Annotated in this window: 12 protein-coding genes; 10 read left to right on the forward strand and 2 right to left on the reverse strand. The window is 72.9% G+C overall.

The genetic code is table 11. From position 1 onward, the window contains the following. Positions 1-8: 8 nt before the first annotated feature. The 7 genes from clpB (at position 9) to Q0967_RS06705 (ending at position 9,590) form a co-directional block, all read left to right on the forward strand. Positions 9-2,579, forward strand: coding sequence for an ATP-dependent chaperone ClpB (gene clpB / locus Q0967_RS06675; RefSeq protein WP_298748374.1), 2,571 nt, complete (start codon positions 9-11; stop codon positions 2,577-2,579). 189 nt (positions 2,580-2,768) lie between these two features. Then, complete coding sequence (gene pstS / locus Q0967_RS06680) at positions 2,769-3,875, forward strand: phosphate ABC transporter substrate-binding protein PstS (protein WP_363321980.1); 1,107 nt, start codon at positions 2,769-2,771, stop codon at positions 3,873-3,875. A 105-nt stretch (positions 3,876-3,980) separates the two neighbouring features. Further along, positions 3,981-4,955, forward strand: coding sequence for a phosphate ABC transporter permease subunit PstC (pstC, locus tag Q0967_RS06685; RefSeq protein ID WP_298748372.1), 975 nt, complete (start codon positions 3,981-3,983; stop codon positions 4,953-4,955). Further along, positions 4,955-6,097 carry a phosphate ABC transporter permease PstA gene (pstA, locus tag Q0967_RS06690; RefSeq protein ID WP_298748370.1) on the forward strand — a complete coding sequence of 381 codons (1,143 nt, stop codon included), beginning with the start codon at positions 4,955-4,957 and terminating at the stop codon, positions 6,095-6,097. The genes pstC and pstA overlap by 1 nt, the downstream gene beginning before the upstream one ends. A 37-nt stretch (positions 6,098-6,134) precedes the next feature. Further along, positions 6,135-6,914: a phosphate ABC transporter ATP-binding protein PstB gene (pstB, locus tag Q0967_RS06695; RefSeq protein WP_298748368.1), complete on the forward strand. Its 780-nt coding sequence runs from the start codon at positions 6,135-6,137 to the stop codon at positions 6,912-6,914. A 64-nt stretch (positions 6,915-6,978) separates the two neighbouring features. Then, on the forward strand, positions 6,979-7,731 hold the full coding sequence (locus tag Q0967_RS06700) for an LppX_LprAFG lipoprotein (RefSeq protein WP_298748366.1): 753 nt from the start codon (positions 6,979-6,981) through the stop codon (positions 7,729-7,731). A gap of 2 nt (positions 7,732-7,733) precedes the next feature. Then, positions 7,734-9,590 carry an MFS transporter gene (locus tag Q0967_RS06705; RefSeq protein ID WP_298748364.1) on the forward strand — a complete coding sequence of 619 codons (1,857 nt, stop codon included), beginning with the start codon at positions 7,734-7,736 and terminating at the stop codon, positions 9,588-9,590. Here Q0967_RS06705 and Q0967_RS06710 read toward each other — a convergent pair. Continuing rightward, entirely contained in the window at positions 9,587-10,465 is an 879-nt protein-coding gene (locus Q0967_RS06710; protein ID WP_298748362.1) for a ribonuclease HI family protein, read from the reverse strand. The genes Q0967_RS06705 and Q0967_RS06710 overlap by 4 nt on opposite strands. Before the next feature lie 55 nt (positions 10,466-10,520). Between Q0967_RS06710 and Q0967_RS06715 the strand changes: the two genes are divergently transcribed. Further along, a complete protein-coding gene (locus Q0967_RS06715) occupies positions 10,521-11,102 on the forward strand; it encodes an HhH-GPD-type base excision DNA repair protein (RefSeq protein WP_298748360.1) in 582 nt (193 codons plus the stop codon). After that, positions 11,099-12,331, forward strand: a complete 1,233-nt coding sequence (locus tag Q0967_RS06720; RefSeq protein WP_298748359.1) for an MFS transporter — start codon at positions 11,099-11,101, stop codon at positions 12,329-12,331. The genes Q0967_RS06715 and Q0967_RS06720 overlap by 4 nt, the downstream gene beginning before the upstream one ends. Before the next feature lie 25 nt (positions 12,332-12,356). Here Q0967_RS06720 and Q0967_RS06725 read toward each other — a convergent pair whose 3' ends face one another. Next, positions 12,357-13,160: an exodeoxyribonuclease III gene (locus tag Q0967_RS06725; protein ID WP_298748357.1), complete on the reverse strand. Its 804-nt coding sequence runs from the start codon at positions 13,158-13,160 to the stop codon at positions 12,357-12,359. A 118-nt stretch (positions 13,161-13,278) separates the two neighbouring features. On the opposite strand from Q0967_RS06725, the gene Q0967_RS06730 reads away from it, so the two are divergent. Then, positions 13,279-13,731, forward strand: coding sequence for a DUF2231 domain-containing protein (locus Q0967_RS06730; RefSeq protein WP_298748355.1), 453 nt, complete (start codon positions 13,279-13,281; stop codon positions 13,729-13,731). Positions 13,732-13,760: the final 29 nt, after the last annotated feature.

Consider the following 13,760-nt stretch of genomic DNA (forward strand, 5'->3'; position numbering starts at 1 on the left):
GCACACCCATGGATCTCAACCTCACCAGCAAGGCCCAGGAGGCATTGTCGACCGCGGTGCGGGACGCCGCGGCGGCAGGACACGCGCAGGTCGAGCCCGCGCACCTGCTCGCGGCGCTGAGCCAGCAGGGCGACACGACGACCGGACCGCTGCTCGAGGCGGCCGGCTCCAGCCCGCAGGCGGCCAAGCAGGCCGCCGACGCCGCGCTGGCCGGACTGCCGCGCGCCAGCGGGTCCAGCATGGGCAACCCGGGCCTGTCGCGGGCCATGCATGGCGTCGTCAAGGGGGCCCAGGACGCCATGTCGGCGATGGGCGACACCTTCGTCTCGACCGACCACCTGCTGCTGGCCCTGGCTCGGGCAGGGGCGGTGCCCGGGGTCGACGCGGACGCCCTGGCCGAGCGCATCCCGGCACTGCGCGGCGGCAAGCGGGTGGACTCCGCCGACCCGGAGGCCACCTTCGACGCGCTGGGCAAGTACGGCACCGACCTCACCGCGATGGCCCGGGAGGGCAAGCTGGACCCGGTCATCGGCCGGGACGCCGAGATCCGCCGGGTGGTCCAGGTACTCTCCCGTCGCACCAAGAACAACCCCGTCCTCATCGGCGACCCCGGTGTGGGCAAGACCGCGGTCGTCGAGGGCCTGGCCCAGCGCATCGTCGCCGGGGACGTCCCGGAGTCGCTGCGCGACAAGACGCTCATCTCCCTCGACCTGGGCGCGATGGTCGCGGGGGCGAAGTACCGCGGCGAGTTCGAGGAGCGGCTCAAGGCGGTGCTCGCCGAGATCACCGGCAGCGACGGCCAGGTCGTGACCTTCATCGACGAGCTGCACACCGTCGTCGGTGCCGGCGCCAGCGGGGACTCCTCGATGGACGCGGGCAACATGCTCAAGCCGCTCCTGGCCCGTGGCGAGCTGCGCATGGTGGGGGCGACGACGCTGGACGAGTACCGCGAGAACATCGAGAAGGACGCGGCCCTGGAGCGCCGCTTCCAGCAGGTCTTCGTGGGTGAGCCGTCGGTGGAGGACACCATCGCCATCCTGCGCGGGCTCAAGGAGCGCTACGAGGCCCACCACAAGGTGGCCATCGAGGACTCCGCGCTCGTCGCCGCGGCCGACCTCTCCGACCGCTACATCCCGGGCCGTCAGCTGCCGGACAAGGCGATCGACCTCGTGGACGAGGCCGCGAGCCGGCTGCGGATGGAGATCGACTCCTCACCGGTCGAGATCGACCAGCTGCAGCGGCAGGTCGACCGGTTGACCATGGAGGAGATGCACCTGGCGCGGGAGGAGGACGAGGCGTCCCGGGCCCGGCTGGAGAAGCTGCGCTCCGACCTCGCCGACCGCCGCGAGGAGCTGGCGGCGCTGACCGCCCGGTGGGAGGCGGAGAAGACGGGCCTCAACCGGGTCGGTGAGCTCAAGGCGCGGCTGGACGACCTGCGCACGCAGGCCGAGCGGCTGCAGCGCCAGGGCGACTACGAGGGTGCGTCGCGCCTGCTCTACGGCGAGATCCCCGCCGCCGAGGCCGAGCTGGTCGCCGCCCAGGAGGAGGAGTCGGCGCTCGAGCGCAGCAGCGACACGGCACCGATGGTCAAGGACGAGGTCGGCGCGGACGACGTCGCCGACGTCATCTCCGCCTGGACCGGGATCCCGGCCGGTCGGCTGCTCGAGGGCGAGACCGAGAAGCTGCTCCGGATGGAGTCGGTCCTCGGCGAGCGGCTCATCGGCCAGCACACCGCCGTCCGGCTGGTCTCCGACGCGGTGCGCCGGTCCCGGGCCGGCATCTCCGACCCCGACCGCCCGCAGGGCTCCTTCCTCTTCCTCGGCCCGACCGGCGTCGGCAAGACCGAGCTCGCCAAGAGCCTGGCCGACTTCCTCTTCGACGACGAGCGGGCGATGGTGCGCATCGACATGTCGGAGTATGCCGAGCGGCACGCGGTCGCGCGCCTCATCGGTGCGCCTCCCGGCTACGTCGGGTACGACGAGGGCGGTCAGCTCACCGAGGCGGTCCGGCGGCGCCCGTACAGCGTGGTGCTGCTGGACGAGGTGGAGAAGGCCCACCCGGAGACCTTCGACATCCTGCTGCAGGTGCTCGACGACGGCCGGCTCACCGACGGGCAGGGCCGGACGGTCGACTTCCGCAACGTCATCCTCGTCATGACCTCCAACCTGGGCAGCCAGTTCCTCGTGGACCCGACCACGGACGAGCAGACCAAGCGCGAGCAGGTCATGGGCACCGTCCGGGCCAGCTTCAAGCCCGAGTTCCTCAACCGCCTGGACGAGGTCGTCATCTTCGACGCGCTGACCCGCGAGGAGCTGGCCACCATCGTGGGGCTGCAGGTCGCCGAGCTGGCCCGCCGCCTCGAGGGTCGTCGTATCGGCCTCGAGGTCACCGACGCCGCGTCCGCCTGGCTGGCCGAGCGGGGCTACGACCCGGCCTACGGCGCGCGACCCCTGCGCCGCCTGGTGCAGACCCAGATCGGGGACCGGCTGGCGCGGCTGCTGCTCTCCGGCGAGGTGCGCGACGGCTCCCACGTCGTCGTCGACCTCGACGAGGGCACCGGGGAGCTCCTCCTGCGCTGAGCGGGGGGTCTCCCTGCCGGACCTTCGCCCCTCGTTCACCACTCGTTCACCCAAGGCCGTGGATCGCGTCACGTGCGGCTCCTACCTTCTCAAGCGTTGGCGATGCCGCCAGCGTGCCCCTGGACGCGCCGGTGCTCCGCCACCGGCCCCGGGGTCACGATCCCTGACAGACGTTGAGAGAGGTTCCCCGTGAAGCAGCACCGCTTGACCCGCACGGTCGCCATCGCCATGGCGGCGTCCTTCGCGCTCGCCGCCTGCGGCGGAGACGACAGCAGCTCGGAGGGCGACGCCGGCGGCGGCTCGGAGTCCGGGGGCGGAGAGCTGTCCGGCCGTCTGGTCGGGGCCGGCGCCTCCTCCCAGGAGTCCGCGATGACCGCCTGGATCGCCGGCTACCTCGAGGTGCAGCCCGAGGTCGAGGTGCAGTACGACGCCGTCGGCTCGGGTGCCGGTCGCGAGCAGTTCCTCGCCGGGGCCACCGACTTCGCCGGGTCCGACGCCTACCTCGACGAGGAGGAGCGCGGCATGGTCGCGGACGCCTGCGCCGGTGGCGAGGCCATCAACCTGCCGATGTACATCTCCCCGGTCGCCATCCCCTACAACCTGCCCGGCGTGGACGAGCTCAACCTCGCGCCGGAGGTGCTCGCCGGCATCATGAACGGCGACATCACCACGTGGGACGACGAGGCGATCGCGGCGGACAACCCGGACGCCGAGCTGCCGGACACCGAGATCACCGTCGTGCACCGGTCCGACGACTCGGGCACCACGGAGAACTTCATGGAGTACCTCACCGCGGCCGCCCCCGACGCGTGGCCGCACGAGCCGTCCGACGCCTGGCCGGTCGAGGGTGGCGAGGCCGCCGCGCAGACCACCGGTGTCATGCAGGTCATCAACTCGACCGAGGGCACCATCGGGTATGCCGACGCCTCGGCCGTGACCGGGCAGTCCGCTTCGATCGGGGTCGGCGAGGAGTTCGTGCCGTTCTCCCCGGAGGCGGCCGCGCGGGTCGTCGAGTCCTCCGAGCCGGCCGAGACCGGTGTCGAGGGCGACCTGGCCCTGGAGCTGGCCCGTGACACCACCGAGTCGGGTGCCTACCCGATCGTCCTGGTGAGCTACCACATCGCCTGCAAGGAGTACGACGACGCCGAGCGCGCCGACAACGTCAAGGCGTTCCTCGAGTACGTCGCCTCCGAGGAGGGCCAGCAGGCCGCGTCCGACGCGGCCGGCTCGGCCCCCATCGGGGAGAGCACCCGCGAGCAGGTCATGTCCTCCATCGACATGATCCAGGGCGGCTGAGCCCGTTCGGACCCGCGAGCACGCCATGACGGCGGACGTCACCCACGGGGGACGTCCGTCGTCGCGGGCGTGTGACGGTCGTCGACCGCAGACGAGAGGTACACGATGAGCACAACCCAGCCTGAACCGGACCGGGGCGGTGGCGTCGCCACGACCGAGCCCCCGACCGGCGGCGGCAAGGTCAAGCGCCGGGTCGGGGACGTCGTCTTCAGCGGCACGTCCTTGTTCTCCGGCGTCCTGATCCTGCTGATCCTCGCCCTGGTGGCGATCTTCCTGGTCTGGCAGGGCATGCCGGCCCTCACCGCGCCGGCCGAGGAGATCAGCGGCGGCAACGGGTTCTGGAGCTACGTCTGGCCGATGCTGCTGGGCACGGTCGTCTCCTCGGTCGTCGCCCTGGTCCTCGCCACGCCGGTCGCCGTGGGGATCGCGCTCTTCGTGTCCCACTACGCGCCCCCGCGCATCGGACGCACCATCGGGTTCGTCATCGACCTGCTGGCGGCCGTCCCCTCGGTCGTCTTCGGCATGTGGGGCCTGTTCGTCTTCGCCCCCCGGCTGGTCCCGCTCCTCGACTGGCTCGAGGCCAACCTCGGCTTCCTGCCCTTCTTCGCCGACAGCTCGGCCACCGGGCGGACGCTCATGACCGCCTCGGTGGTGCTGGCCGTGATGATCCTGCCGATCATCACCTCGGTCTCCCGCGAGGTGTTCCTCCAGACGCCCCGGCTGCACGAGGAGGCGGCGCTGGCCCTCGGCGCGACGCAGTGGGAGATGATCCGCACGGCCGTCCTGCCGTTCGGCGGCCCGGGCGTCATCGGCGGGGTCATGCTCGGCCTGGGCCGCGCGCTCGGCGAGACGATGGCGGTGGCCATCATCCTCTCGCCCGGGGTCTTCACCTGGAACATCATCGGGACCGGCAACAACACCATCCCCGCCGAGATCGCCCTCAACTTCCCCGAGGCCGCCGGGCTGCGCCTGTCCGAGCTCATCGCCGCCGGACTCGTCCTCTTCCTCCTCACCCTGGCCGTCAACCTCGTCGCTCGCTGGATCGTCGAGCGCCGGGCCGAGTTCTCCGGAGCCAACTGATGAGCACCACCACGACGACGCCCCCGGGCACCACCCCTCGCGGCGAGGAGCCGGACTACGTCCCCTCGCCCGTCCGGGCCACCAGCTCCCGGCCGCTCATGGTCATCGGCGCGGGTGCGGTCCTGCTGTGGCTGGCGCTGTGGTTCGTCGTCGACCTCAACCCGGTCTTCTCGCTGGTCGCGTCCTACGTGGTGTTCCTCGTGGCCTCGTGGGCGACCTACCGTTCCCTCGGCGGGTCGCGGGTCGCGACCGACGTCGTCATGCGCTGGCTGGTCTACGCCGCCTTCGTCTGCGCGATCGTCCCCCTCATCTCGATGCTCTGGACCGTCTTCAGCCAGGGCCTGCCGCTGGCCTTCACCCCCGGCTTCTGGACCCAGGACATGGTGGGGATCACCGGCGCCGACGACCAGGCCTACGCGAGCGGGGAGACCGACACCCTCGCCGGCGGTGCGGGGCACGCCATCATCGGCACGCTCATCATCACCGGGACGGCAGCGCTGATCTCGGTGCCCATCGGCATGTTCACCGCGATCTACCTCGTCGAGTACGGCGGCAGCAACCACCTCTCCAAGGGCATCCGCTTCCTCGTCGACGTCATGACCGGCATCCCGTCGATCGTCGCCGGCCTTTTCGCGTTCGCGCTGTTCACCCAGATCGTCGGCATCCGGGACGCCAAGATGGGCATCGCCGGCGCGGTCGCCCTGTCGGTCCTCATGATCCCGACCGTCGTGCGCAACAGCGAGGAGATGCTGCGGATCGTCCCCAACGAGCTGCGCGAGGCCTCCCTCGCCCTCGGCGTGCCGAAGTGGCGCACCATCGCCAAGGTGGTGCTGCCCACCGCGGCCTCGGGCCTGGCCTCCGGCATCACGCTGGCCATCGCCCGCGTCATCGGGGAGACGGCCCCGCTGCTGGTGGCCATCGGGTTCGCCCGCAGCTTCAACACCAACATGTTCGAGGGGCCCATCAACAGCCTCGCGGTCTACACCTACTGGATGTTCACCAAGCCCCTCGACCCGGCGCTCATCGAGCCGAGCCGCGAGCGGGCCTGGGCGGCCGCGCTGCTGCTGGTGCTCATCGTCGTGACGCTGAACCTCGCCGCCCGTGCCATCGCGACGTTCTTCGCCCCCAAGACCGGCCGCTGACGGCATACCCCTGTCCGGAGAAGAGAGAATCACTGCTATGTCCAAGCGCATCGACGTCAAGGATCTCGACATCTACTACGGCGACTTCCATGCCGTGAAGAACGTGTCGATGACCATCGAGCCGCGGTCCGTGACCGCGTTCATCGGTCCGTCCGGCTGCGGGAAGTCGACGGTGCTGCGCACCCTCAACCGCATGCACGAGGTCATCCCCGGCGCCTACGTCAAGGGCGAGGTGGCGATCGACGGCACCAACCTCTACGCCCGCGGGGTCGACCCGGTCGACGTCCGCCGCCAGGTCGGGATGGTCTTCCAGCGGCCCAACCCCTTCCCCACGATGACCATCAAGGAGAACGTCCTCGCCGGCGTGCGCCTCAACTCCAAGCGCATCTCCAGCAAGGCGGCCGACGAGCTGACCGAGAAGGCGCTGCGCGGGGCCAACCTGTGGAACGAGGTCAAGGACCGGCTCGACAAGCCCGGTTCGGGCCTCTCCGGCGGGCAGCAGCAGCGCCTGTGCATCGCCCGGGCGATCGCCATCCAGCCCGAGGTCATCCTCATGGACGAGCCCTGCTCGGCCCTGGACCCGATCTCCACGCTGGCGATCGAGGACCTCATCAACGAGCTCAAGGACCGCTACACCGTCGTCATCGTCACGCACAACATGCAGCAGGCGGCGCGGGTGTCGGACAAGACCGGGTTCTTCAACCTCGAGGCGACCGGCAAGCCCGGCGAGCTCGTCGAGTACGACTCCACCCAGAACATCTTCAACAACCCGGGTCAGCAGGCGACCGAGGACTACATCTCCGGCCGCTTCGGGTGACCGGTCGCCGCCCGGTCGCGCGCGCTGCCGCCCCCTCGGGCGGTGGGTGCGTGATACTGGGCGTATGAGGTCTTGCGGCGGACGGCACACCCTCACCCGGACGGGCTGGTCGAGGCTCGCGCTCGCGCCGGCCCTCGTCCTCTCCCTGGCGCTCGCCGGCTGCAGCGACGACGGCGAGGAGACGGCCACCTCCTCCGCGCCGCCCCCGCCCACCGCGGCGGACCGGCTGGCCCAGGCGCACGACGTCCTCGTCGACGCCGGGTCGGTGAGCCTCGCGCTCACCGGCACGGACCTGCCCGAGGACGAGTCGTCCTACATCATCAGCGCCGAGGGGGCCGGCACCATGGAGCCGCCCGCCTTCGACGGGACCATCACCGCGGTCATCGCCGGGGTGCAGGCGGACATCCCGACGGTGGCGCTCGACGGCGAGCTGTGGGTGAAGCTGCCCTACGTCCCCGCCCACGTCAACACCGACCCGGCCGAGCTGGGGGTGCCCGACCCGGCGACGCTCTTCGACCCCGAGGACGGCCTCGTGGGTCTGCTCGAGCAGACCCAGGAGCCGGAGTTCGGGGAGCGCTCCCGGGACGGGGCCGAGGTGGTCCAGCAGGTCGTCGGCACGCTGCCCGGACAGACTGTCACCGACCTGCTCCTCGTGGGCGACGCCGACTCCGACTTCGACGTGACCTACGGCCTGGTCGAGGAGGACTGGCAGGTCCGCAGCGTGGCCATCACCGGCCCGTTCTACCCGCCGGCGACGTCCACCTACACCGTGACCCTCGACGCCTACGGCGAGCCGGTCACCGTGACCCAGCCCTGAGGATGACGCGGACGCGGCAGGAGCGGCCGGGGGCCGGGCCACCGCCGGGCGCCGCGGCCGCCGACCGCCCGGCCACCGGGCCCGTGCGCGGTGCCCGTGCGCTGCTGGCCGTCGCCGCGCTCGCCGTGGCGCTGGCCGCGGCGGACACCTACGTCGTCGTGCTGGCGCTGGCCGACATGATGGCCGGGGTCGGCGTGGGGATCGAGTCGCTGCAGCGCGGCACGCCCATCATCTCCGGGTTCCTGCTCGGCTACATCGCCGTCCTGCCGCTCATCGGGCGCCTGTCCGACCTGGTGGACCGGCGGCGCATCCTCCTCTGGTGCCTCGTCGTCTTCGTCGTCGGGTCGGCGGTGACCGCCGCGGCGGTCGAGCTGCCGGTCATGGTCGGTGGCCGGTTCCTGCAGGGCCTGGGCGGCGGAGGGCTGGTGCCGGCCACGCTGGCGCTGGTCGCCGACCTCTGGCCCCGCGGTCGACGGGGTATGCCGCTGGGCGTCGTCGGCGCCGTCCAGGAGCTCGGGTCGGTGCTGGGACCGCTGCTCGGGGCGCTCGTCCTCGCCGTCGCCGGGTGGCGGGAGATCTTCTGGCTCAACGTCGTGCTGGGCCTGCTCGCCCTCCTCGGCGTCGTCCTCCTCCGCCCCGCGGCGCCCGCCCCCGACCGGGCGTCGCGAGTGGTGGGCCCCACCCCTGACCGGGCGTCGCGAGTGGTTGCCCCCACCCCCGACCGAGCGTCGCGAGTGGTTGGCCCTGGGGCGACCGGGCGTCGCAGACGGTGGGTGACGGGCACGGCATACCTCCTGGCCGTCCTCGCCGCGGCTCTCTGGACCCTGGCGCTCTGGGCGCCGCAGGCGCTGACGACCTCGGTGGAGCTCGGCCTGCCCTTCGTGCCCCTCGACCCGGACTCCGGCTCCCGGGTCGCCACGCCCGTCGGTCTCGCGGCGGCGGCGGTGACGCTGCTGCTCGCCCTGGTCACCCTGACCCGGTGGCTGCCGCTGCTCCTGCGCGCCGACCTGCTGGGGGCGACCTTCGTCGCCGTCGCCCTGGGCTCGCTGGTGCTGACCTTCTCCACCGCGAACCCCGAGACCGAGGTGCTCGGGCCGTGGGGCGTCTGGCTGCTGCCGCTCGGCGCCGCCTCGACCGTGGCCTTCCTCCTCCGGCAGCGGCTGGCCGCCGCCCCGCTGGTCCCGCGCGGCGTCGTCCGGCGCCGGGTCTGGCCGGCGCTCGTGGTGAGCCTGCTGGTGGGGGCCGCGATCGTCGCGGTCGTCGTGGACGTGCCGTTGCTCTCCCGCCTCACCCAGGGCACCGACGAGACCGACGCGGCGCTGGTGCTGGTGCGCTTCCTCGTCGCGGTGCCGGTCGGGGCGCTGCTGGGCGGCTGGCTGCTGCGGCGGGTCGGTCCGGCCCTGGTCGCGGCGCCGGGGCTGGCCCTCGCCGCGGTGTCGATCCTCGCGATGTCCCGCTGGGAGCGGGCCTCGCTCGACGAGCTCGTCGGCACGACGCTCGCCCTCGCCGGCGCCGGTCTGGGCGTCGGACTCGCGATCGCGCCGGTGAACGACGCCGCCCTCGCCGACGCTCGGGAGGACGGCCACGGGACCGTCAGCTCGCTCGTCGTCGTCGCCCGCATGGTGGGCATGGTGGTCGGCCTGGCCCTGCTCACCGCCCTCGGCCTGCGCCGCTTCCACCTCGAGGTCGGCACGCTCGCGGACCCGACCGACACCGACGCGCTGCTCGACGCCGCGGTCGTCCAGGTGCAGACCGTCCTCACCGGCGCGGGGTATGCCGCGGCGCTCGCCGCCGTGGTGGCGCTCGCCCTCGGCTGGCGACCGGTCGGTGCCGCCCGGAGCGGCTCCTCGGGCTCCTAGACCTCCGGGGTGCCCTGGTGGAAGCGCTGCTGCCACCGCTGGCCGGAGCGCTGCCAGAGCGAGCTGCGCAGGGTGCTCGCCCCGGCGCCGACGCCGGTGCCCCGCCACACGAGCAGGACGAGGTCACCGGGGAGGCGCTGGACGTCGAGGACCTCGAGCTCCACCGGGTCGGGCAGCGGGGTGATCGCGTCGAGCATCTCCTCCCGGCTCCAGCGCCGGCCCGAGCGGCCGACCTCCTGCCAGTCCGGGTGCAGCAGCGCCGCGGCGGACGAGGGGTCGGAACGCACCTCGTCGGAGAGCAGCGAGCGCTCCAGCGCCACCACCTGCTCCTCGTCTCCCGGCTCCTCGGCGAGGGAGAAGAGGTCGTCCTCCGCCCGGCCGCCCACCGTGAAGGCGTGCTCTGCCGGCGCCGACACCGCGCCGAAGCCGGGCCCCGGCTGCGGCTGCCGCCCTGCGGCATACGCCTGGGCGGCGGCGTTGGCCAGCCGGTCGGCCTGCTCGTTGAGCTCGTGCCCGGCGTGACCCTTGACCCACTGGAAGCGCACGTTGGGGCGCATCGCGGCGTCCAGCGCCTTGATGATCTCGACGTTGGCCAGCGGCTTGCCGTCGCCCTTCTTCCAGCCGCGCCGCTTCCAGCCGGGCATCCACTGGGTGATGGACTTGATGGCGTACTGCGAGTCGCACAGGACGAGCAGGTCCTCGTCCAGGTCGGCCGTCTGCTGCAGCAGGTCCAGCACGGCGGTCAGCTCACCCATGTTGTTGGTCCCGTGGCGCCAGCCGCCGCTGGCCCACCGGTCGGCGTCGACGTACCACCCCCAGCCCGCCGGACCAGGGTTGCCCAGGGCGGATCCGTCCGCGGCCGCGACGACTGTCATGGGGTCCAGGGTAGGAGACCTCCCGGCGCCCGCAGGAAGGTCCTAGGCTGCAGGTATGACCGGCACCCTGCACCTGGTCGGCGAGGCCGAGGCCGACCGCATCCTGACCGAGCACCCCTTCGCCCTGCTGACCGGCATGCTCCTGGACCAGCAGATCCCCATGGAGGTCGCCTTCGACGGCCCGCGCAAGATCGCCGAGCGGCTCGGCTCGGTGGACCCGAGGACCATCGCCGACACCGACCCCGAGGAGTTCGTGGCGCTCTGCGCCACCCCTCCCTCGGTCCACCGGTTCCCCACGTCCATGGGCCGGCGCGTGCACGACCTGGCGACCGCCGTCGTCCGCGACTACGACGGCGACACCGCGGCGATCTGGACCGACGGCGAGCCGGACGGACGGGAGGTCCTCGAGCGGCTCAAGGCGCTGCCCGGGTTCGGTGACCAGAAGGCCCGGATCTTCCTCGCCCTCCTCGGCAAGCAGCGCGGCCTCACCGCCGAGGGCTGGCGCGAGGCGGCCGGCGACTACGGCCGGGAGGGCGTGCACATGTCGATTGCCGACGTCACCGGCGCGGAGTCCCTGCAGCAGGTGCGCGCCTACAAGAGGGAGAAGAAGGCCGCCGCCAAGGCTGCCCAGGGGTGAGCGGCGCCCCCATCGAGCCGTCCGCGGCCCTGGAACCACCCGGACGGGGGTCCGTCTGGTCCACCCCCGGCATGGTCGCTCTCGCGCTGCTCGCGACGGCCGGGTTCACCGGGTATGCCGCGCTGCTCCCGGTCGCGCCCCTGTGGGCGGTCTCCGGCGGCGCGGACAGCGCCGGTGCGGGGCTGGTCAACTTCGTGCTCCTGGGCACCACGGTGGCCACCCAGTTCGCGGTGCCGTGGGCGATCGGTCGGGCCGGGTGGGCGTGGGTCCTCTCCCTCGGCATGGTCTTCCTCGGGGTGCCCTCGCTCCTGCACCTGCTGACCGCGGACCTCGGCCCGGTGCTGGCCCTGTCGGCGGTGCGCGGGGTCGGTTTCGGCATCCTCACGGTGGCGGCCAACGCCGCCGCCGTGCTGCTCGTCGAGCCGGCCCGTCGGGGCGCCGCGGTCGGGGCATACTCCTTCGCGCTCTCGCTGCCCCTGGTCGTCGTCATGCCGGTGGGCGGCTGGGTCGCCGACGCGATCGGCTTCTGGCCGGTCTTCGTCATCGGCGCCCTGCCCCTGGCCGGGATCCCCGCCTGCGTGGCGGTGGCCCGCCACCTGCCCGCACGCTCCACCCACGACGCCAGCCACCCCGAGGTGGCCGAGCCGACCACGTCCCGCGCCACCTACCTCGCCCTGCTGCGCCCGACGCTCGTCCTGCTCGCCATCACCTTCGCCGGGGGAGCCGTCATCACCTTCGCGCCCCAGATGGTGCAGGTGCCCTGGCTCTCCGCTGCCGGCCTGTTCGCCGTCGGACTGCTCTCGGCCATCACCCGGTGGCAGGTCGGCGGGCTCGCGGACCGGGCCGGTGCGCAGCGGCTGCTCGTCCCCGCCGTCCTCGCGAGCGTGCTCGTCCTGGCGGCCCTCGCCTGGGTGGTGCGGACCCCCGTCGACGTCTCCCGCGCCGTCCCGTGGATCCTGGTCTGCGCCCTCGTCGGGGTCTGCTACGGCACCCTGCAGACCCTGACGATGCTGCGCGCCTTCGAGGCCGCGGGGCCGCGCCGGGTGGGCGCCGCCAGCGCGGTGTGGAACGCCGGCTTCGACACCGGCACCGCCACCGGCTCGCTCGTCGTCGGCGGGGTCGCGGTGGCCTCCGGCTTCGGGCCCGGCATGGCCCTGGCCGCCCTGCTCTGCCTGCTCACCGTGCCGCTGGCCCGGGTCGCCCCGCGCCCTCCACGGCGGGCTGCGTGACCGCACCCCGGGGCCGGGGAGGGGCTCAGTCGGCGGTCAGGTCGACGACCACAGGGGCGTGGTCCGAGGCGCCCTTGCCCTTGCGCTCCTCGCGGTCGATGAAGGCTCCCTCGACGCGCTCCGCCAGGGCCGGAGAGCCGAGGCAGAAGTCGATCCGCATGCCGCGCCGCTTGGGGAAGGCCAGCTGCGTGTAGTCCCAGTAGGTGTAGGTCCCCGGACCGGGCGTGTGCTCGCGGGTGACGTCGGCATACCCGGCGCGCTCGACCGCGGCGAAGGCCGCCCGCTCCGCCGGGCTGGTATGCGTCTTGCCCTCGTAGTACTCCACCGACCAGACGTCGTCGTCGGTCGGTGCGATGTTCCAGTCACCCATGAGCGCGACCGGGGCGCCGGCGTCCTGCTCCAGCCAGCCGCGGCCGGCCTCCCGCAGGGCTCCCAGCCAGGCCAGCTTGTAGTCCAGGTGCGGGTCCTGCAGCGACCGGCCGTTCGGCACGTAGAGGCTCCAGACGCGCACGCCGCCGCAGGTCGCCCCGAGCGCCCGCGCCTCGACCGTGGGCTCGGCCCCTTCCGGTGCCCAGGCGGGCTGGCCCGGGAAGGACGTGGCGACGTCGGCCAGCCCCACCCGGCTGACGACGGCGACGCCGTTCCACTGGTTCAGCCCGACGTGCGCCACCTCGTACCCCACCTGCTCGAACGGCAGCAACGGGAACTGGTCGTCCCGGCACTTGGTCTCCTGCAGCGCCAGCACGTCCACGTCGTGCCGCTCGAGGAAGGCGACCGCCCGGTCCACCCGGGTGCGGATGCTGTTGCAGTTCCACGTGGCGATGCGCATCCGGGAAGCCTACGTGCCCCTGCTCGCCCCCAGGACGACCCGATTCTTCACAGGTGATTCTCAGCCGGCGCGAGGATGGTTGAATCTTCATCCACCTGTCCCTCAGGAGGTCGCCACGGTGCTGGGACTACCGGTGCACCCGCTGCTCGTCCACTTCGCCATCGTCCTCCTGCTGCTGGCCGCCGGGGCGCAGCTGCTCGTGGTGCTCGTGCCGCGCTTCCGTCGCTGGTTGGGGTGGGGTATGCCGCTGCTCGCCGTCGTCGCCGGGGTCGTCGCCCGGGTGACGCAGGGCTACGGCGACGTCCTGCTGCAGACGGTGGGCAGCAGCCAGATCCTGCAGGAGCACGGGGCGTGGGGGGTGCGGGCCGGCCTGGCCGGCATCCTGCTGGCCGTGCTGAGCGTCCTGCACTGGGTCGCGACGTCCCCGTGGGGGCGGTCGCGGTGGGCGGCGCGCTGGCCGGACCGGGTCGGCACGGTGCTCGGCGCGCTGGCCGCCCTGGCCGCGCTGTGGGCGGTCGTGGCGGTCACGCTGGCCGGCCACACCGGCGCCACGTCGGTCTGGGGCGGCTGACCGGCACGAGCACGCCCGGGAGGCCCGGC

Source organism: uncultured Serinicoccus sp. (assembly GCF_947500995.1).
Lineage (GTDB): Bacteria > Actinomycetota > Actinomycetes > Actinomycetales > Dermatophilaceae > Ornithinicoccus.

Coding starts and splice junctions, on each gene's coding strand:
- clpB (WP_298748374.1), top strand. CDS start 9: ATGGATCTCAACCTCACCAGCAAGGCCCAGGAGGCATTGTCGACCGCG.
- pstC (WP_298748372.1), top strand. CDS start 3,981: ATGAGCACAACCCAGCCTGAACCGGACCGGGGCGGTGGCGTCGCCACG.
- pstA (WP_298748370.1), top strand. CDS start 4,955: ATGAGCACCACCACGACGACGCCCCCGGGCACCACCCCTCGCGGCGAG.
- pstB (WP_298748368.1), top strand. CDS start 6,135: ATGTCCAAGCGCATCGACGTCAAGGATCTCGACATCTACTACGGCGAC.
- Q0967_RS06700 (WP_298748366.1), top strand. CDS start 6,979: ATGAGGTCTTGCGGCGGACGGCACACCCTCACCCGGACGGGCTGGTCG.
- Q0967_RS06705 (WP_298748364.1), top strand. CDS start 7,734: ATGACGCGGACGCGGCAGGAGCGGCCGGGGGCCGGGCCACCGCCGGGC.
- Q0967_RS06710 (WP_298748362.1), bottom strand. CDS start 10,465: ATGACAGTCGTCGCGGCCGCGGACGGATCCGCCCTGGGCAACCCTGGT.
- Q0967_RS06715 (WP_298748360.1), top strand. CDS start 10,521: ATGACCGGCACCCTGCACCTGGTCGGCGAGGCCGAGGCCGACCGCATC.
- Q0967_RS06725 (WP_298748357.1), bottom strand. CDS start 13,160: ATGCGCATCGCCACGTGGAACTGCAACAGCATCCGCACCCGGGTGGAC.